The organism is Psychromicrobium silvestre (assembly GCF_013408295.1).
Lineage (GTDB): Bacteria > Actinomycetota > Actinomycetes > Actinomycetales > Micrococcaceae > Renibacterium > Renibacterium silvestre.
In genome coordinates this window covers 986,182-1,006,618 of record NZ_JACBYQ010000002.1, presented here as the reverse complement: position 1 = coordinate 1,006,618, position 20,437 = coordinate 986,182, and the positions used below count along the sequence as shown (strand labels likewise).

Below are 20,437 nucleotides of genomic sequence, written 5' to 3'. Positions count from 1 at the left end.
TAGGTAGCTAGCTAAGATGGCTCTGGACTTCACTCCGCTTAGGCGTAATGAAGTCCAGAGCCATTGCCGTCCTATGAAAGAAAAATCATGACCGACGCCCAATGGCGAGACGAACCCACCGATTTCGAGCAGCTCGGCAAATTGCCGCGCGAATCCGCCCCGCCTGCATCGGTGCTCGGATCGCTCAATATCACCGCGGCGGCTAGTGATCCCGAATTGCTCGACCTACCGTGGCATCTGCGGCTGGAGGATTGGCCGACCGAGTACCTGGCCGCCCTGCCACGAGGCATCTCCAGGCACGTCGTGCGTTTCGCGCACCTGGGCGGTTCGGTGATCGCGGTCAAGGAAACCAGCGAGCACGTGGCCCGGCATGAGTATCACATGTTGCGTAAGCTGCAACGCCTGGACGTGCCCTGCGTTGAACCGGTGGCTGTTATCACCGGCCGCACCACCGTCGAAGGCGTTGCCCTGGACCCGGTGCTGGTCACCCGGCACCTGAAGTTCTCCCTGCCCTATCGCGCCCTGTTCTCCCAGATGTTGCGCAAAGATACCTTGACCCGCCTGATCGATGCTCAGGCCCTGCTCTTGGTGCGCTTGCACCTGATTGGTTTCTATTGGGGCGATGTTTCGCTCTCGAACACCCTGTTCCGCAGGGATGCTGGGGCCTTCGCCGCCTACTTGGTGGACGCGGAAACCGGAGAACTCTATCCCGATCTTTCCAGCGGCCAACGCGAATACGATCTGGAGATCGCTCGAGTGAACATCGCCGGAGAGCTGATGGACTTGCTGGAGGGCGGGCTGATCGACGGCGAGGTGGACCCGGTGGCCACCAGCGAATTGATCATGGACGCCTATCGACGGCTTTGGGCCGAGTTGACCGATCAGGAGTCCTTCGAGCTGGGCGAGCGCTGGCGGGTTGGCGCTCGGATCCGCAGGCTTAATGAGCTTGGCTTCGACGTCGAAGAGTATGCGATCAAGACGAACCCCGAGGGTTCTACCATCCAGCTACAGCCCAAAGTGGTCGACGCCGGCCATCACCAGCGGAGGCTGCTGCGGCTAACAGGTCTGGACGCCCAGGAGAACCAGGCCCGCAGGCTGCTCAACGATATGGATACCTGCCGGGCGGATAACGACCCCGAACTGGACGAGGAAATCAGTGCCCACTCCTGGGTGCGGCATGTTTTCGAGCCGATTGTCCGCTCGATTCCCCGGGAGTTATCGGGAAAACTGGAACCGGCTGAGGTGGTCCACGAAGTACTGGAACATCGCTGGTACATCTCCGAGAAACTGGATCGGAATGTTCCGTTAGCCGAGGCCGTGCAATCCTATATCGACACCGTGCTCCGGCATCGACGAGACGAAGCGGCGCTGATCATCACCGCTGATACCGACACAATGGCGCTGCTAGAGGGCGGGGTCCTGGGCGAAGCCTCCGAAGAGGACTAGGGCCTCTAGCCTCCTGCTGAGCTGGCTCAGGCCTTCCCTGGCCGCTTCAGCGGTGTGCGGCGCGGGGACGATTGAGCGCAAAGACACCCAATGCTCCCGCAGCCAAAACCACAACTGCTGCCAATATCAGTAGCACGGTAACCAGGTTGGGGCCACCGGTATTACTGTGCACCGCTGCGGCGGGGACTGCCGGACTCGAAGTATCAAATGACTCTGTACTGACCGAGCTCGATGGCGTGGGTGTTGCCGAGCTGGCCGTCGGGGAACTGGTTTTCGGGGCGCTGGAAGTGGCAGAACTGGAAGTCGTCGCCGTCGTGCTGGGAGCCGCCGAGCTTACGCTGGGGGTGCTGCTGGGAACCTTAGCGGGTACGCTCACAGCACTGCTTGGCTGTGGGGTGTTCTTCTTTACCGGGACGGGCGCCTTCTGCTGTTTCTGCTCCGGCTGATTCGTCGCTGTGGGATTGGGTGCCAGCGTCGGCAGGGGGACGGAGATCGTCACCGAGACACTACTTGAACTGCCTGCTGTGCTGCTTGGCGACGGGAGGGGTTTTGGCGACTGGGCATGAGCTGCGGCCCCGATTCCCAGGCCAGCGCCCGCGCTGAGCACGACGATAGCAAGTGCCTTGCCAGCGATTGCAGTGGTCTTTAATTTCAACGAAGTTCCCATGATTTCGGCGTAACGAATACTGCCAATGAATATATCATTGGCTGCGGCAAGCGGTGATTGAAATTAAATAGCTTTGCCGGGGTTAAACAGTCCGCTGGGATCAAAGAGTTCCTTCAGCCGGTGCTGCAGAGTGCGCAGTTCCGGGCTCTGCTCTTGGCTCAGCCATTGCAGCTTGAATTGGCCGATACCGTGCTCACCGGTAATGGTTCCGCGCATCTCAAGAGCCAGCTGGACAGACTCGTCCAAGGCCGCATTGAGTCGAGCGATACTCTGTGGCTCGGCATCTTCCGTCCAGAAGGTGGGGTGCAGATTGCCATCCCCAGCGTGCGCCACCACCCGCACGTTGACCTGGTGTCGGAGCGCCAGCTGCTCGGTCTCGGCAATGTAATCGACAAGTCGGGATCGGGGCACCGCAATGTCCTCCCCCACCCTGGTTTGCAAGTCCGCGTCCATTCCGCGCGAGTTCCTACGCAACTCCAGCAAACGCCCGGCCTCCTCCGGATCCTCAAAGGACAGTCGACCGCCCAGTGGAGCAACCGCAGCAGCTACTCCCTCTGCTTCCGCCTCCGCACCGAAGCCATCGGTTTGGATCAACAGCAAGGCGCCTCCCCTGCTACGTAGCGTGGAGTGCATCCGCTCATCGATATCCTGCAGAGAAGCACCGTCCAACAGTTCCATCACGGCAGGCTGGATTCTGGCCTTCCCCACCGCCAGCACCCCTGCCGCGGCGGTACGGAAATCATCGAAAAAGATGGCGAGCGTCCTGGAATCGACGGGCAGGTACTTCAACCGCACGGTCGCCCCCACCACTATTCCGAGGGTTCCCTCCGAGCCAACGAAGAGGCTGGTCAGATCGTAGCCGGCCACCCCTTTGAAGGTGCGATGGCCGGTATGAATCAAGGAGCCATCCGCCAGCACCACGTCAAGGGCTAGGACCGAATCCCGAGTCACCCCATACTTAGCGCAGCGCAGACCGCCAGCGTTGGTGGCGATGTTCCCACCAATAGTGGACATCCGATAGCTCGCGGGGTCCGGTGCGTACATTAGGCCATAGGGTTCGACGGCGGCGTTCAGCTCAGCGTTCACCACCCCGGGTTCGACGATGGCCACCTCATCCTCGGGATTGATGTCCAAGATCCGGTTCATCCGTTCCAAACTCAGGATCAGAGAGTTACGGCTCGCATGTGCACCGCCGGAGACCCCGGTCCCGGCTCCGCGGCCAACCACACTCACTCCGTGTCGTGCGGCCAGCAACACCACATCTTGGACGTCCTCAACAGTACGCGCCCACACAACGGCTAGCGGTAGCTGCAGGTCCAACACCGGGCCCTGATCCACCGCGTATTCGGCCAAGACCTCCTCGGCCAGAGAAATGCTCTGCGCAGGCAATAAGGAGGTCAAGGCATGCAGGAATTCACTGTGCTCAGGCATGAGCCAAGTCTAGTGCCGAGAGCTAATGTGGTGGGTTTGGGTGGTTGTCCAGGCCTGCCACATTGGTTTGGTGGTTTGGTTGTTGGTTTGTTTGTTGTTTGTTAAAGGAAGAGAGCCTCTACGTCTTCGTAGAGGCTCTCTTTACTGGTTGTCCGGCGGTGTCCTACTCTCCCACACCCTTCCGAGTGCAGTACCATGGGCGCTGTGGGTCTTAGCTTCCGGGTTCGGTATGGGTCCGGGCGTTTCTCCCACGCTATGGCCGCCGTAACTCTAACCCCGACCCGTGACCCCCTTTGGTGGGGTGTGGGTGGGAAAATTGTTGGAGTTGTGGTGCTTAGTATCGTGTTATGTAGTTATACGGTTGTTTCCCTTGAACGAACTAACCCTTTGGTGGGTTTGTTGTTTGGGGACCGTAGAGTGGACGCGTGCAAGCAGGTTTTCTTCTCATGCATGGTGTGAATATTCTTTTGAAGGATTATATTCACGCATAAAGAAAGTGTGTTGTAGGTTATCGGCCTATTAGTACCGGTCAGCTTCACGAGTCGTTAGTCCTCGCTTCCACATCCGGCCTATCAACCCAGTGGTCTAGCTGGGGGCCTCTCACACATAAAGTGTATGGAAATCTCATCTCGAAGTGGGCTTCCCGCTTAGATGCTTTCAGCGGTTATCCCTTCCGAACGTAGCTAACCAGCCATGCACCTGGCGGTACAACTGGCATACCAGAGGTTCGTCCGTCCCGGTCCTCTCGTACTAAGGACAGCTCTTCTCAAATTTCCTGCGCGCGCAGCGGATAGGGACCGAACTGTCTCACGACGTTCTAAACCCAGCTCGCGTACCGCTTTAATGGGCGAACAGCCCAACCCTTGGGACCTACTCCAGCCCCAGGATGCGACGAGCCGACATCGAGGTGCCAAACCATGCCGTCGATATGGACTCTTGGGCAAGATCAGCCTGTTATCCCCGAGGTACCTTTTATCCGTTGAGCGACGGCCATTCCACAATGTGCCGCCGGATCACTAGTCCCGACTTTCGTCCCTGCTCGAGATGTCTCTCTCACAGTCAAGCTCCCTTGTGCACTTACACTCGAAACCTGATTGCCAACCAGGCTGAGGGAACCTTTGGGCGCCTCCGTTACTTTTTAGGAGGCAACCGCCCCAGTTAAACTACCCATCAGGCACTGTCCCTGACCCGGATTACGGGCCGAAGTTAGGAATCCCAAGTGATCAGAGTGGTATTTCAACGATGACTCCACCATAACTGGCGTCATGGCTTCAAAGTCTCCCACCTATCCTACACAAACCACTTAGAACACCAATACCAAACTATAGTAAAGGTCTCGGGGTCTTTCCGTCCTGCTGCGCGTAACGAGCATCTTTACTCGTACTGCAATTTCGCCGAGTTTATGGTTGAGACAGCGGGGAAGTCGTTACTCCATTCGTGCAGGTCGGAACTTACCCGACAAGGAATTTCGCTACCTTAGGATGGTTATAGTTACCACCGCCGTTTACTGGGGCTTAAATTCTCAGCTTCGCAATAAATTGCTAACCGGTCCTCTTAACCTTCCAGCACCGGGCAGGAGTCAGTCCGTATACATCGTCTTGCGACTTCGCACGGACCTGTGTTTTTAGTAAACAGTCGCTTCCCCCTGGTCTCTGCGGCCCTTGCCCGCTCCGAGAAGTAAATTCTCATCACAGTCCGGGCCCCCCTTCTCCCGAAGTTACGGGGGCATTTTGCCGAGTTCCTTAACCATAATTCTCTCGATCGCCTTAGTATTCTCTACCTGATCACCTGTGTCGGTTTGGGGTACGGGCGGCTAAAACCTCACGTCGATGCTTTTCTTGGCAGCATAGGATCACCGAATTCCCCCCTACGGGGGTCCCATCACGTCTCAGCCTTCATGTTTCCCGGATTTGCCTAGGAAACGGCCTACCTGCTTAGACCGGGACAACCATCGCCCGGCTCGGCTACCTTCCTGCGTCACACCTGTTAATACGCTAACCGCACCAGATCAAAGAACAACACGCTCCCCCGAAACCAAACACCCCGAAGGGTGTAACAGGCCCGGGCTCGGGCATCGAACATCACTGGATTAGCTTGGGCGGTTTTTCGCCGGTACGGGAATATCAACCCGTTGTCCATCGACTACGCCTGTCGGCCTCGCCTTAGGTCCCGACTTACCCAGGGCAGATTAGCTTGACCCTGGAACCCTTGATCATTCGGCGGACGGGTTTCTCACCCGTCATTCGCTACTCATGCCTGCATTCTCACTCGTGTAGGCTCCACCGCTGGTTTACACCGCGACTTCACTGCCCACACGACGCTCCCCTACCACTCCAGACGACTGAACCACGAAGGCTTGTCACTATCTGAAATCCACAACTTCGGCGGTGTACTTGAGCCCCGCTACATTGTCGGCGCGGAATCACTTGACCAGTGAGCTATTACGCACTCTTTCAAGGGTGGCTGCTTCTAAGCCAACCTCCTGGTTGTCTAAGCAATCCCACATCCTTTCCCACTTAGCACACGCTTAGGGGCCTTAGTTGGTGGTCTGGGCTGTTTCCCTCTCGACTATGAAGCTTATCCCCCACAGTCTCACTGCTACGCTCTCACTTACCGGCATTCGGAGTTTGGCTGACGTCAGTAACCTTGTAGGGCCCATTAGCCATCCAGTAGCTCTACCTCCAGTAAGAAACACGTAACGCTGCACCTAAATGCATTTCGGGGAGAACCAGCTATCACGGAGTTTGATTGGCCTTTCACCCCTACCCACAGCTCATCCCCTCCATTTTCAACTGAAGTGGGTTCGGTCCTCCACGACGTCTTACCGTCGCTTCAACCTGGCCATGGGTAGATCACTCCGCTTCGGGTCTAGACCCAGCGACTCATACGCCCTATTCAGACTCGCTTTCGCTACGGCTGCCCCACACGGGTTAACCTCGCCACTGAGCACTAACTCGCAGGCTCATTCTTCAAAAGGCACGCCATCACTAGAACAAGCTAGCTCTGACGGTTTGTAAGCACATGGTTTCAGGTACTATTTCACTCCCCTCCCGGGGTACTTTTCACCTTTCCCTCACGGTACTAGTCCGCTATCGGTCATTAGGAAGTATTTAGGCTTATCAGGTGGTCCTGACAGATTCACACGGGATTTCTCGGGCCCCGTGTTACTTGGGAAACACATATAGAGCGGCACAAAATATTTCAGTTACGGGGCTCCCACCCTCTATGGCCGGCCATTCAAAACCGTTCACCTATACTCGTGCACTCACCCCCCTAGTCCGGTAGAACCAGGACAATGCGTCCCACAACCCCGTACCTGCAACCCCTACCGGGTATCACACAGACACGGTTTAGCCTGATCCGCGTTCGCTCGCCACTACTGACGGAATCACTATTGTTTTCTCTTCCTGTGGGTACTGAGATGTTTCACTTCCCCACGTTCCCTCCACACAGCCTATGTGTTCAGCTGCGGGTCACTACCCATAACAGGCAGCGGGGTTTCCCCATTCGGACATCCTCGGATCAAAGTTCGGTTATCAACTCCCCGAGGCTTATCGCAGATTCCTACGTCCTTCTTCGGCTCCTAATGCCAAGGCATCCACCATGCGCCCTTAAAAACTTACAACAACAAAAACCAGAAGACACACCCAAACACTCCAACAACCAACCAACCCTCAAAAGGGAAAGCCAGCCATCATCAACGTGCGGCGAAGGGCATGCTTCTATAAGATGCTCGCGTCCACTATACAGTTCTCAAACAACAACCCCACCCCTCACAACACACCAACAACAACCCCCTAAAGAGTCATCACCAGCGATCAGTGAAAGAGAGGAAACCAAAACAACAAACCCCCCAAACCCACACCCCCTCCCCCTAAAGGAAAAGGACACAAATCCGAAGGTCCTGTTGCTTCAGAACCCCAATAGTGTGTTTCATCCAACCCCATCCAGCAACCACCAAGCCCCTTTTCCACACCCACCAAACCCTCACCCGAAAGCAAGAACCCGATCAGTAGTACTAAGAAACCCAGCCATCACCACAACGACAAGATTCACTTCAATTGTTTACACAAAAACGTGTTGTTGATATTCCACCCATGAGCACCCACCAGAACACGAACGGTCCTGCTATGGGCTAACTCCTCACACCCACACCACAAAACATGCGTTCTGCAGCTAGATGTTCGGTGCTCCTTAGAAAGGAGGTGATCCAGCCGCACCTTCCGGTACGGCTACCTTGTTACGACTTAGTCCCAATCGCCAATCCCACCTTCGACAGCTCCCTCCCACAAGGGGTTAGGCCACCGGCTTCGGGTGTTACCAACTTTCGTGACTTGACGGGCGGTGTGTACAAGGCCCGGGAACGTATTCACCGCAGCGTTGCTGATCTGCGATTACTAGCGACTCCAACTTCATGGGGTCGAGTTGCAGACCCCAATCCGAACTGAGACCGGCTTTTTGGGATTAGCTCCACCTCACAGTATCGCAACCCTTTGTACCGGCCATTGTAGCATGCGTGAAGCCCAAGACATAAGGGGCATGATGATTTGACGTCATCCCCACCTTCCTCCGAGTTGACCCCGGCAGTCTCCTATGAGTCCCCACCATTACGTGCTGGCAACATAGAACGAGGGTTGCGCTCGTTGCGGGACTTAACCCAACATCTCACGACACGAGCTGACGACAACCATGCACCACCTGTCAACCAGCCACAAGTGGGGGACCTATCTCTAGGTCTTACTAGTTGATGTCAAGCCTTGGTAAGGTTCTTCGCGTTGCATCGAATTAATCCGCATGCTCCGCCGCTTGTGCGGGCCCCCGTCAATTCCTTTGAGTTTTAGCCTTGCGGCCGTACTCCCCAGGCGGGGCACTTAATGCGTTAGCTACGGCGCGGAGAACGTGGAATGTCCCCCACACCTAGTGCCCAACGTTTACGGCATGGACTACCAGGGTATCTAATCCTGTTCGCTCCCCATGCTTTCGCTCCTCAGCGTCAGTTAATGCCCAGAGACCTGCCTTCGCCATCGGTGTTCCTCCTGATATCTGCGCATTCCACCGCTACACCAGGAATTCCAGTCTCCCCTACATCACTCTAGTCTGCCCGTACCCACCGCAGATCCGGAGTTGAGCCCCGGACTTTCACGACAGACGCGACAAACCGCCTACGAGCTCTTTACGCCCAATAATTCCGGATAACGCTTGCACCCTACGTATTACCGCGGCTGCTGGCACGTAGTTAGCCGGTGCTTCTTCTGCAAGTACCCTCAACCACCCAAAAAGATGGCCTTGTTCCCTACTGAAAGAGGTTTACAACCCGAAGGCCGTCATCCCTCACGCGGCGTCGCTGCATCAGGCTTTCGCCCATTGTGCAATATTCCCCACTGCTGCCTCCCGTAGGAGTCTGGGCCGTGTCTCAGTCCCAGTGTGGCCGGTCACCCTCTCAGGCCGGCTACCCGTCGTCGCCTCGGTAGGCCATTACCCCACCGACTAGCTGATAGGCCGCGAGTCCATCCAAAACCAAAAAATCTTTCCACCACCAGAAGATGCCTTCGATGGTCGTATCCGGTATTAGACCCAGTTTCCCAGGCTTATCCCGAAGTTAAGGGCAGGTTACTCACGTGTTACTCACCCGTTCGCCACTAATCCCCCCAGCAAGCTGGAGATCATCGTTCGACTTGCATGTGTTAAGCACGCCGCCAGCGTTCATCCTGAGCCAGGATCAAACTCTCCGTAAAATTCATTACAAAAAATGATTCCCAGCATCAACCCACCAACACCACACAGGGGCGCAGCATCAGCAGGCAAATACCAAAAACAAAAAACATTGGTATCAACAAAAAACAAAACACACTATTGAGTTCTCAAACAACAGGCCGACTCCGTTTACCGTTTTCACGGCTGTTCGGAGCAACTTTTCTAACTTACCCTTCTCGATTCTCTCTGTCAAATCGTCGGTTTCACCGGCGTTTTCAACTCGATTTTCGAGATGCTTCATGGTTCCCTAAAGGGACCATTCAGCGTTGGATTCGCGTCTTCGGAACGAATATTTCGTACCTTGGCGCGGGAATTAACTGTACCACCAGGTTTCCGCGAACACAAACTCCACCCGAGAACTCCCAAAAATCCGCTAGAACTCGGGGCCACCCCGCTGAAGCGCCTCACTCAGAGCGGAGTGACGTAGGCGCCGGAGATTCCACCGTCCACCAGGAAGGTCGAGGCCGTGATGAACGAAGAGTCGTCGCTCGCCAGGAAGGCAACCGAAGCGGCAATCTCTTCCGGCTCCGCGAAACGGCCCAACGGAACATGGATCAAACGACGGGCAGCCTTCTCCGGGTCCTTGGCGAAGAGCTCCTTGAGTAGGGGCGTGTTTACCGGTCCAGGACAGAGTGCGTTGACCCGGATACCCTGCCGGGCAAATTCAACGCCCAGCTCCCGCGACATCGCTAGCACGCCGCCCTTTGAAGCGGAATAGGAAATCTGCGAGGTAGCTGCTCCCATCACGGCCACAAAAGAGGCGGTGTTGATAATCGAGCCCTTGCCCTGCTCCTGCATATAGGGCAAGGCATATTTGCAGCAGTAATAGACGCTGGTCAGATTCACTTCCTGCACCCGACGCCAGGCGTCAATGCCGGTCTCTAGGATCGAAGCGTCATCGGCCGGTGAGATGCCAGCGTTATTGAAGGCGATATCGACACTTCCGTGGAGCTCCTTGGTTCGCGTAAAAAGTGCCTTGACTTGTTCCTCATTGGTCACGTCCACTTGAACAAAGCTGCCGCCCACCTCTTCCGCGGCCCGCTCCCCCGAGGCCGGGTCGACGTCGGCAATCACCACCTTGGCACCTTCCGAGGCGAAGCGGCGCGCGGTGGCCAGGCCGATCCCGGAGGCTCCACCGGTAATCACCGCGGCGCGATCCTTGAGCCGGTTGGAGACAATCTCAGTCATGGTTTGTTCCTTTCGAGGAGATGAAAACGTTCTTGGTCTCGGTAAAAGCATCCAGTGCATTGGGGCCCAATTCGCGGCCCAGCCCGGACTGCTTAAAGCCGCCGAAGGGAGTCCAATAGCGCACCGAAGAATGCGAATTGACCGAAAGGTTCCCGGATTCCACGGCTCGGGACACTCGCAGCGCGCGGCCAAGATTTTCGGTGAAGATCGAGCCGGAGAGACCGTAATCGCTATCATTCGCCAGTCGGATCGCGTCGGCCTCATCCTCGAAGGGCAGCACGACGACGACGGGGCCGAAGATCTCCTCTCGGCTCACCCGATCGCTCTCCGCCACCGGAGCGAGCACGGTGGGTGGGAACCAAAAACCCGGTCCTTGCGGAGCGCTACCCCGGAAGGCTACTTGGCTCTCGTCGTTCAGGAAAGAAGAGACGGTAGCGAGCTGGTTTGCCGAGATGAGCGGACCCATCACGGTCGATTCAAGCGCCGGGTCTCCCACCGAAACGGCTTTGACCGCGGGCTCCAGCAACTCCATGAACTTCTCATAAACGCTGCGTTGCACCAAGATTCGGGACCGTGCACAGCAATCCTGGCCGGCGTTATCGAAAACGCCGCCGGGGGCAGAGGCGGCCGCCAGCTCCAGATCGGAATCGGCAAAAACGATATTTGCGTTCTTGCCGCCAAGCTCCAGAGTGACCCTCTTGACCTGCTCAGCGCAGCCCGCCATGATCCTCTTGCCGACCGCCGTCGAGCCGGTAAACACCACCTTGCGCACTGCGGGATGGCTAACAAAACGCTCACCAACCACCGAGCCCTTCCCCGGCAGCACTTGAAACACGCCGTCCGGGATTCCCGCCTGCAGGGCCAGTTCGGCCAAGCGGATCGCGGTCAGCGGGGTCAGTTCGGCAGGCTTGAGCACCACGGTGTTCCCGGCGGCCAGGGCCGGGGCGAAACCCCAGGCGGCAATCGGCATCGGGAAATTCCAGGGCACGATCACGCCAACCACGCCGAGCGGTTCGTGGAAGGTGACATTCACGCCGTCGGCCACCGGGATTTGCGCGCCGAGCTGACGCTCCGGGGCGGCCGCGTAATACTCAATCACGTCCCGCGCATTGCCTGCTTCCCAGCGCGCGTTGGAAATCGTATGCCCGGAGTTCCGGACTTCCAGTTGCGCCAGATGTTCCAGATCCCCATCTACCAGATCGGCGAAGCGACGGAGCAGCCGGGCGCGGTCGCCCGGCGCGACGGCCCGCCAGCCGGGGAAGGCCTGCGCCGCACGCTGGATAGCAGCATCGGTGGCGGCGAGGTCGAAAAGTTCTACCTCTTCAAAGGCTTCCGCGGTGGCGGGGTTTATCAGCTGAATGGTACTCATACGGCCTTCCTGGCTGGTCGATTCACGTCGGCATCCCTGACGGTACTGTATTCGCGCGCCGCTTCGACGAATCCGCGGAAGAGACGCAGGTCGTCCGGGTTTTGCTCGGGATGAAATTGCACCCCCAGTAGCCAGCCGAGCCCTTCCCTCTCTACGATCTCCACCACTCCCTCAGCCGTGCTGGCGGTGGCTCGCAGCCCTTCTCCCAAGTGGCCCAAAGCCTGGTGATGATAGGCCGGCGCGGTCGCCGATGAACCGAGCAGGCTGGCACTCAGGCAACCCTCCAGGGTGCGGAATTCGGCCTGGCTATAGACGCCCGGCGCGGTTTGGTAGTCCACCCCGGGCATCGCCTCCGGCAAATGTTGGATCAAATCACCACCGAGTGCCACATTAAGGATCTGAGTACCCCGGCAAATCGTAAAAAGCGGCAGCCCCAGTTCCAGCGCGGCCTTGGTCAAAGCCAGATCATGGTCGTCCCGGTAGGGCATCGGCTTGGTCTCCGGATGGGCCTGCGCCCCGTAATTCTCCGGATCTACGTCAGAACCGCCCACCACGATCAGGCCGTCCAGCAGCTCCAGGACGCTGGTATCTGTCGGTCCCGATTTCGATGGCGGTAGCAACACCGGGGTGCCACCGGCCTCCACTACTCGATCCGGATAAGCAGCGGGTAACAGAGCCGCTGCTTCCGACCAGACCCCCCAGGAAGCTTCCTGGTAGTAGGTGGTCAAGCCGATTTTTGGCCGTCGCGGCTGCTTCGGATCAGAGCCGCTCAAAACCACGGATCTTCTCCCAGTCGGTGATTGCCGCGTCAAAGGCCTTCAATTCGATCGTCGCGGCATTGACATAGTGATCAACCACTTCGTCCCCAAAAGCCTTTCGGGCAATTTCGGATTCCGCCAGCAGGCCGCGTGCCTCGCGCAGTGTGGTGGGCATCTGCTCCGCTTCCGCCGCATAGGCGTTCCCCGCGGTGGGAGGCGGCAGTTCCAACGAGTTCTCAATGCCATGAATGGCGGCCGCAATCAAGGCAGCCACCGCCAGATACGGATTCAAATCGCCGCCGCCCACCCGATTCTCGGCGCGTAGCGAGGCTCCGTGACCGACCACACGGAGCGCGCAGGTGCGGTTGTCCAGCCCCCAGGCCACCCCGGTGGGTGCAAAGCTCCCCTCCACGAAGCGCTTATAAGAATTGATATTGGGTGCCAGGAAATAGCTGAACTCCCGCAGACAGGCCAGCTGACCGGCCAGATACTGCTCCATCAGCGGGCTGAAACCGTACTCACCGCTGCCCGCGAGCGCAGGCTTATCGTCGGTAGACCACAGGCTCAGATGGATATGACAGGAGTTGCCTTCACGTTCGTTGTACTTCGCCATGAAAGTCAGGCTCTGTCCGTGCTGGGCCGCAATTTCCTTGGCGCCGGTCTTATAAATCACATGGTTATCGCAGCTCTGCAAGGCTTCGTCATACCGGAAGCCGACCTCCATCTGGCCGTAATTACACTCCCCCTTTGAAGCCTCAACATAGAGCCCGGCGCCCTCCATGCCCAGGCGGATATCGCGAATCAAAGGCTCCAAGCCGGAGGTACCCAGCAGTGAGTAGTCCACGTTGTAATCAGTGGCCGGATCGAGCTGCCGGTAGCCCTTGGCTCGCGCCTCCGAGAAGGAGTCCTGGAAGGCAATGAACTCCAGCTCGGTGCCGACCTGCGCTTTCAAACCGAGCGCGGCAAGTCGCTCCAATTGATGCTTGAGAATCTGCCGGGGTGAAGGTGCCACCGGAGCGCCGCCGAGATCCAATACATCGCAGAGCACTAATACCGAGCCCGGCAGCCAAGGCACCCAGCGCAGGGTGCTGAGATCGGGCTTCATCAGCAGATCGCCGTAGCCGGATTCCCAGGAAGAGCTGGCATAACCTTCCACCGTGTTCATCTCCACGTCCACGGCGAGCAGGTAGTCACAGCCCTCGGCACCATGCTCCAGCACCTCCTCCATGAAGTAGCGAGCGCCGCACCGTTTCCCCTGTAGACGGCCCTGAGGGTCGGTGATCGCCACAATCACGGTGTCCACCGAACCGTCAGCGACAGCGGCCCGCAACTGCTCGACGTCGAGCTTGCCTTGATTGTCTTGGCTCATTTTCAGCTGGCTCATTTGCCCTCTTCCAATAGTTCATCGACTTGCTTGGTCAGGTGCTCGCTCTCCTCGCTGGAGGCCATGAACTTCCGCTTCCCGCTGGCATACCAGAGCACTATCGCCAGCACTCCGACCGCGATCACTGCAATAGGTGCGTAGTTGAAGGTTTCCGCGGTAATCGGAGCGACAGGCGGCAGCACAAACAGGATGCAGATGAAAACCACCCAGACCACTGCAATCCAGCCAATCAGCGCACTCCAACGGCCTAGGTTCCAGGGTCCGGGGACGAAGTCCTTATTCCGTCTGCGCAGGAACACCGGCACGATATAAGCAACATAGAGCCCAATCACCGCAACCGAGGTAACCGCCAGATATGCGGTGGTATTGAACAGTGCCGGGCTAGCAAGCACGGCTGCAGCCCCGATGCACAGCCAGATCGAGTTGGTTGGCGTGCCGGTGCGGGGATTGACCTTGGCCCATATCCGCGAGCCGGGCAGTGCGTTATCCCGGGAGAAGGCGTAGCTCATCCTGGAGTTTGCGGTCACCGAGGCTAGGCCGCAGAAGAACTGAGCACCGACGATAATACCCAGCAGCAGCTTGGCCACCGTCGGGTTGTTCAGCGAGTCCAGTAGGATCTGCGCCGGTGGCAGGCCGGTATCCGAAGCAAGCAGCGCGGAAAGCCCTGCTTCGCTGTTATCCGGGATGGCAGCCGTGAGGCTGTAGAGCAGAATCCAGCCGCCAATAATGGAAACCAGCACGCTCATCACAATGCCCTTGGGCGCGGCCACCGAGGCATTCCGGGTTTCCTCCGCGACGTGCGCTGAGGCGTCATAGCCGGTGTAGGTGTACTGCGCCATCAGCAAGCCCATCACAAAGACATAGGGCGCGAAGGACCAACCGGTTTCGTTGTGCCAGGCGGTCATGGTCCAGCTGAAGCTCTGATGGCTGGTTGGCAGCAGCCAGAGTACGACGACGATAATCGCCACCCCGAAAATGTGCCACCAGGCGGAGACATTGGAGAGGAAGCTGACCAGAGTAACGCCAACGCTGTTCAGCACGCCGTGGATCACCATCAAGACCAGGAAGAGGATGAAGGTGGCCAGCGCCGTTGGCTCGATGCCCCAGATCAGGGCGGCGAGCGCCATAAGTGAGGTGGCACAACCGAACTCGATGGCCGCGGTAACCGCGATCTCACCGAGGAAGTTGAACCAGCCCACACCCCAGGCCCACTGCCGCTTATTTCGTTTGGCGAGGCGTCCGGCCCAGAAGTAGAGGCCTCCTGCGGTGGGATAGCGGGAGCAGATTTCCGCCATGGCGAGCGCCACGCAGAGCACGAAAACACCGGCTATTGGCCAACCCAGGTTGATCGCGGCTGGCCCCCCGGAACGCAGCGCGATGGCATAAGAGGTGATGCAGCCCGCCAGGATCGAGATGATCGAGAAGGAGACCGCGAAATTTGAGAAGCCGGAGAGGCCTCGATGTAGCTCTTGTTTATAGCCAAGCTCCGCCAGGCTGGCGGCATCGGCGTCTTCTACTTCAGTGCTCATCAGACTCGTCTCCCTAGTGATTGCGAACAGCCAGGTTATTGACAACTCATTTAATGGATCGTTTTCAGTCCATAGTGTTTCAGTCAGCCTCAATCACGGCGATGATTAAGTCAATACTTTTATGGAATATTTCTGGCTTCCGAGGCTCTCAATGGTCTGGGCATGAAACAATAGGGCTGCTAAGGAGGTAGATATGACGGTACTGAGGCCGGTCCGAGTGGGGAATGCCTTCGAAGAAACAGTGGAGCATCTGCTCAAACACATCAAGCTTGGAGTTTTCCCGGCCGGTGAGCGGCTAGCCCCGGAACGTGAGCTATCCGAGGCATTGGGAATCTCCCGAGCAACTTTGCGGGAAGCGCTCAAGGCGCTGGTAGAAGCTGGCTATATTGAGAGCCAACGGGGTCGCTATGGCGGCAATTTTGTCAGCAGCAGCACACCCCTACACGCCTCCGGAAAGGTCCCCTTGAGCGCAACCGAAGTGGAAGATGTGCTGCTTTATCGCGGCGTAGTCGAACCCGCAGCCGCCGAGCTAGCGGCTAAGGCCACGCTCAGCCCGCAGCTTCGGCAGGAACTGATCGCTTGTCTACACGCCACCTCCGAGGCGCAGGCGGCCAACTACCGTCCACTGGATTCGCGCTTACACTTGACCATCGCGGAAGCCACCGGCTCGGCGATGCTGCTGGATGCCGTGGTGGATATTCGGAGCAAAATCAATGAATTACTGGACCGGATTCCGTTGATCCCAGCCAATATCGGGCACTCCAATGAACAGCACCTTGAGTTGGTGGAAGCCATTCTGCACGGTGACGCCGAAAGGGCGAGAGCGGTTGCCACCGATCACTTAGAAGGCACCGCGGCACTCCTCAGAGGCTTCCTGGCCTAACCCGAAAAACTTAACCCAGCTATCCCACTCGGTGGTGCAGATGTGACAGAAGTGCAGCCGAATCGGTAACACCTGCCACTCTGGTCACACCCAATGGGACAACTGGGTTAAGAAGCGGGGGTGGCTGGGTTCGGTAGGGATGGGAGGTGGGGATCTATTTGGATGCCTTGCTCGGCTAGCCACTGTGGGTTGAAGGCCTTGCTGAGATAGTTTCTGCCGGTATCGGGAGCAATCGCAACAATCACCGAACCATCGGGAGCCTCCGCCGCAACCCTTCGCGCCGCAGCGAGCGCCAGCCCCGAGGACGGGCCTAGCAAAAGCCCCTGCCGGTTACGCAGGAAGTGCAGCACCGTATAAGTCTCGCCGTTGCCAATCCGACGGAATTCGTCCACCACCCCAGGGTTGAAGGAACTTGGCCAGAGTTCCTTCGGCCAGGTGTTCCCCACCCCATCGACGCTGATTCGCCCCGGCTCACCGCCGGAATACACGGAGCCTTCCGGATCGGCTGCAATTATCCGGACCGTCCCAGAGCTTGCTTCCTTCAGAAAAGCTCCGGTGCCGCTGACCGTACCACCGGTACCCACCGCAGCCACGAAATGCGTCAGCCTTCCGCCGGTCTGACGCCAGATCTCCGGCCCGGTACCCCGGTAGTGAGCGTCCGGATTTGCGGCATTATCAAATTGTTTGGGCCGCCAAGCTCCGGGGATCCGAGCTGCCATCCGCTCCGCCACGGCACGTGGATTTTCCGCGGAGTCCGCTGAGGCCTCCCAATCGGCGAAAATCACCTCGGCACCGTACCGCCGCAGGGCTTCGAGCTTCTCCGCGGAGATGTCCTGGCTGGTGACAATCAGTACCGGATGCCCCGTCAACGCCCCGATCAGGGCCAGACCAACACCGGTGTTTCCCGAGCTGCTCTCCACGATGGTGGCACCAGGCAGCAGTTCGCCACTGGCCTCTGCCATCTGCACCATGCTGAGCGCGGTGCGATCCTTGATTGAACCTCCCGGATTAGCCGACTCCAGTTTGAGCAACACCCGACTTCGCGAAACTCGCTGCGGCAGCGCCAATCCCTGAATTTCGAGCAAGGGAGTGTTTCCCACCGAGGTGAGTGCCTGGAGTTCGCGCTCCGGTTGCAGGGAAATAGTCATCCAATGCCTCCAAACAACAAACTGCGCGCTTCGTCGACAAGTGCGCTGGCGGGTAGGCGGGCGGCTAATAGCGGGGCTAATTGCTGCACGACGACGGCGGTCCCCGCTCCCAGGGGACGCTCGGCCGTATCTGCCAAGATGAGGAAAGCCGCAGTCAAGGCTTCAATGCTGAGCAATTTCTCCACCACTTCTACCGACCGCTGCAACTGTTGCAAGGCCAGCGGTGCCAACGTCGAGTGATCTTCAATATCGTCCGAAAGACTCGGAGCGCCGAGAGTGACCGGCTGAGCGAGCGCCTTCAATTCAGCCAGTAATCCAGCCGCCGAGTACCAGAGCAGCCCCGGCAGCTCCTCCGCTTCGGGGACCCCTTCTGTGGCAGCGAGCGCGGCCTGCCTGATCAGCCGTTGGGGCGGATACAGCTTGGCAATCCGCCGTTCACTGATAATTCCGAGGTGCCCCAGAGCCAATCGCAGGGATTCGAAACTCAGCGCGAGCGGCAGGACCTGGAAATTCCCACCGGAAATCAATCTCCCGCTCGGCACATCAACCAACGGATTATCGCTGCGTCCCTCCAGCTCTACCTCAAGAGCTTCCGCGAGAGCCTCAATCTGGGCACGTAGCGCTCCATGAGTCTGCGGCGCCGAACGGAAAGACAAAGCATCCTGCACTCCTGAGCTGCGGTTGGGGTTCTGCAGATAGCTTCCCGCGAGCAATTCCCGGACAGCAGAACTACTCGCAGCGAGCCCGGGCAGTCGCCTCGCTTCCGCAACGGGCGCCGAGTACGCGCTCAACGCCGCACTGTCCTGATAACGTCCGATGGCTTCGAGGGAAAGGGCCAGAGCAACATCAGCGAACTCGGCCAGCCGATCCAAACGAAGCAGTTCGAGTGCTCCTAGCCCGACCGAATAGGAGTTGGCGCTGATCAACGCCAGTCCTTCCAACGGACGCAGTACCAATGGTTCCAAACCAACAGCTGCGAGCGCCCTCGCACCCGGTACCAACTCGCCCTCGGCGTCGAAGGCTTGCCCTTCCCCAATCACCACACTAGCTAGCGCGGCCAGCTGAGTCAGGTCCGAGGACCCCACCGACCCATCACGCGGAATCGCCGGATGCACCCCGCGATTGAAGAGTTGCCGGTAGAACTCGACAGTGTCCGGATGTACCCCGGAACCCCCACGGGCAAAACCCACCAATCGGGACAGCATAAGCGCCCGGCTCTGCTCACGATCCAAGAACGGTCCGATTCCGCTCACGTGATAGCGGACCACTTGAACTTGATAGGCCAGTAGTTTCTCGGCAGAAACCGGGGTGTTCCGACCCGAACCGAGCAAGGTGTTCAAGCCGTAGACGGGTTCCGACGAAGCCGCTACCTGATCCACCAATTCGCGGGAACGGCGGACGAGTTTCCAAGCTGCATCATCGAGTTCGACTTGGTGATCCGCGTTCCGCACGAGAGCGGCGAAGTCCCGGGCCGAAAGAGGCGCGTTCCCCAAAACCCAAGTCATTAGAAGTCCCGCAGATTCGCCCGGAACCCACCCGCACCGAAGCTGGTACGCAGCAAACCGCGACGGCGCAACACCGGTACCAGCCGGTCCAGTACCCCGTGCACGGTGCTGGGGTCAACGAAGCCCGAAAACAGGAAACCATCACCGCCCACCGCTTCACCGGTCTCCTCTAGATAATCGGCAATCTCCTCCGGGGTACCGATGATGCTGTCTCCCGCGCCGCCGCTGCGTCGCTTCAAAATCTCACGCAGAGTGGAGCCCTGCGGAGCGGCCGAAGCGAAATGCTCCAGGGTCCCCTGATTGCTATTGGTACTGAGCTTTGGCAGCGGCTCATCCAGATCGAACTTCTTGAAGTCGATCACCGATAGGTAGGAAATCGAGTTGAGCTGGCTATCGATGTCACGTTGGCTGAGCGCCTCGCGTTGAGCGCGCAGGTCTTCCGCCTCCGCCCGGGAGGAAACCACGGTGGGCTTGAGCACGAAAAGTACCTTGACGTCGTCGGGCTGGCGGCCGCTGGCCACCGCCTCGGCCCGGATGGAGTCGCGGTAAGCGCGCATGCCCTCCACCCCTCTGGCCAGGGCCAGGGCAACATCGGCGTGGCCGCCCGCAAAGGCTCGACCGCGCGGCGAGGCTCCGGCCTGAACCAAAACCGGTTCCTCCGGTAGCGGAGCGGTATTGAGCGGTCCGCGAACCCTGAAGAACTCACCCTGATGGTTAATCGGTTGCACCTTGCGATAATCGGCGTAGATTCCGCGTTCGAGGTCTTCGACAATCGCCTCCGGCTGCCAGCTGCGCCATAACTTGCGCACCACGTCAACGAACTCCTCCGCCTTTTCGTAGCGCGTGTCATGTTCGATCTGCTGATCCAGGCCATAGTTCTGCGCGGCCAGATCGCTGCCGGAGGTCACCACGTTCCAGCCCAGTTGCCGATCGGAGAAGTGCTGCAAAGTTGCCAGCAGGCGAGCCGCGGTGAAGGGCGGGTAGAAGGATGCGCTGACGGTGGGCACGATGCCCAGATTCTCGGTGGCCGAAAGCAAGTAGGGCACTAGGGCCAGCGGGTCATGCTTGGGGGCGAAGGAAGCCTGGGCTAAGGACACCTCGGCGCTGCCGCCATAGGTATCGGGAACGGTGAGTGAATCCTCGATGATGAACAGGTCCAGTCCGGAACGCTCGAAATGCCGGACCGCTTCCTGATAGATCTGCGGGCGCTTCCAGTCATACCCCAAGGAATAACCGGGAGTTCCCCAACCCTGAACGCCGAAACCGTGGCCCACAAACCATCCGAAATGCAACATTCCCCGACTATAGGAGCCCGCGTGGATCGGGGCACAGCAGGTTTTCACCTGGCGTCACCCTAGGTCATCTGGCGTTACAA

At 58.6% G+C, this 20,437-nt stretch carries 12 protein-coding genes and 3 rRNA genes; 3 read left to right on the top strand and 12 right to left on the bottom strand.

The annotated features are described in order from the left end of the window. Positions 1 to 87: 87 nt before the first annotated feature. Positions 88 to 1,446, top strand: coding sequence for a DUF4032 domain-containing protein (locus FHU41_RS12590; RefSeq protein ID WP_179389971.1), 1,359 nt, complete (start codon positions 88 to 90; stop codon positions 1,444 to 1,446). A gap of 71 nt (positions 1,447 to 1,517) precedes the next feature. Then, positions 1,518 to 1,892 carry a hypothetical protein gene (locus FHU41_RS12585; RefSeq protein WP_179389970.1) on the top strand — a complete coding sequence of 125 codons (375 nt, stop codon included), beginning with the start codon at positions 1,518 to 1,520 and terminating at the stop codon, positions 1,890 to 1,892. Between the two features lie 284 nt (positions 1,893 to 2,176). Here the strand turns inward: FHU41_RS12585 and FHU41_RS12580 are convergent, their stop codons facing one another. The 9 genes from FHU41_RS12580 to FHU41_RS12540 all read right to left on the bottom strand — a co-directional run bounded on the left by FHU41_RS12580 (position 2,177) and on the right by FHU41_RS12540 (position 15,526). Further along, positions 2,177 to 3,544 (bottom strand): FAD-binding oxidoreductase, encoded by a 1,368-nt coding sequence (locus FHU41_RS12580; protein ID WP_179389969.1) that lies wholly within the window; start codon positions 3,542 to 3,544, stop codon positions 2,177 to 2,179. A gap of 150 nt (positions 3,545 to 3,694) precedes the next feature. Further along, positions 3,695 to 3,811, bottom strand: a 5S ribosomal RNA gene (rrf, locus tag FHU41_RS12575). A 232-nt stretch (positions 3,812 to 4,043) separates the two neighbouring features. After that, positions 4,044 to 7,169, bottom strand: a 23S ribosomal RNA gene (locus FHU41_RS12570). 573 nt (positions 7,170 to 7,742) lie between these two features. Continuing rightward, positions 7,743 to 9,279, bottom strand: a 16S ribosomal RNA gene (locus FHU41_RS12565). Together the 16S, 23S and 5S rRNA genes form the textbook arrangement of a ribosomal RNA operon. Before the next feature lie 427 nt (positions 9,280 to 9,706). Beyond that, positions 9,707 to 10,486, bottom strand: coding sequence for a 3-oxoacyl-ACP reductase (locus FHU41_RS12560; protein ID WP_179389968.1), 780 nt, complete (start codon positions 10,484 to 10,486; stop codon positions 9,707 to 9,709). After that, positions 10,479 to 11,855: an aldehyde dehydrogenase family protein gene (locus tag FHU41_RS12555; protein ID WP_179389967.1), complete on the bottom strand. Its 1,377-nt coding sequence runs from the start codon at positions 11,853 to 11,855 to the stop codon at positions 10,479 to 10,481. Before FHU41_RS12555 ends, FHU41_RS12560 begins: the two co-directional genes overlap by 8 nt. Further along, the gene (locus FHU41_RS12550; protein WP_179389966.1) at positions 11,852 to 12,634 is read right to left on the bottom strand and encodes a gamma-glutamyl-gamma-aminobutyrate hydrolase family protein; all 783 of its coding nucleotides are present in this window, start codon (positions 12,632 to 12,634) and stop codon (positions 11,852 to 11,854) included. Before FHU41_RS12550 ends, FHU41_RS12555 begins: the two co-directional genes overlap by 4 nt. Then, positions 12,615 to 13,997, bottom strand: coding sequence for a glutamine synthetase family protein (locus tag FHU41_RS12545; protein WP_246279613.1), 1,383 nt, complete (start codon positions 13,995 to 13,997; stop codon positions 12,615 to 12,617). The genes FHU41_RS12550 and FHU41_RS12545 overlap by 20 nt, the downstream gene beginning before the upstream one ends. Beyond that, positions 13,994 to 15,526, bottom strand: a complete 1,533-nt coding sequence (locus FHU41_RS12540) for an amino acid permease (protein ID WP_179389965.1) — start codon at positions 15,524 to 15,526, stop codon at positions 13,994 to 13,996. The genes FHU41_RS12545 and FHU41_RS12540 overlap by 4 nt, the downstream gene beginning before the upstream one ends. Before the next feature lie 193 nt (positions 15,527 to 15,719). On the opposite strand from FHU41_RS12540, the gene FHU41_RS12535 reads away from it, so the two are divergent. Next, positions 15,720 to 16,409: a FadR/GntR family transcriptional regulator gene (locus FHU41_RS12535; RefSeq protein ID WP_179389964.1), complete on the top strand. Its 690-nt coding sequence runs from the start codon at positions 15,720 to 15,722 to the stop codon at positions 16,407 to 16,409. Between the two features lie 107 nt (positions 16,410 to 16,516). Here FHU41_RS12535 and FHU41_RS12530 read toward each other — a convergent pair whose 3' ends face one another. From FHU41_RS12530 to FHU41_RS12520, 3 genes are read right to left on the bottom strand one after another with little or no spacing between them, the layout of a single operon-like run. After that, complete coding sequence (locus tag FHU41_RS12530; RefSeq protein ID WP_179389963.1) at positions 16,517 to 17,557, bottom strand: PLP-dependent cysteine synthase family protein; 1,041 nt, start codon at positions 17,555 to 17,557, stop codon at positions 16,517 to 16,519. Then, entirely contained in the window at positions 17,554 to 19,062 is a 1,509-nt protein-coding gene (locus FHU41_RS12525; RefSeq protein WP_179389962.1) for an aromatic amino acid ammonia-lyase, read from the bottom strand. Before FHU41_RS12525 ends, FHU41_RS12530 begins: the two co-directional genes overlap by 4 nt. Further along, positions 19,062 to 20,357: an NtaA/DmoA family FMN-dependent monooxygenase gene (locus FHU41_RS12520; protein WP_179389961.1), complete on the bottom strand. Its 1,296-nt coding sequence runs from the start codon at positions 20,355 to 20,357 to the stop codon at positions 19,062 to 19,064. The genes FHU41_RS12525 and FHU41_RS12520 overlap by 1 nt, the downstream gene beginning before the upstream one ends. Positions 20,358 to 20,437 lie beyond the last annotated feature (80 nt).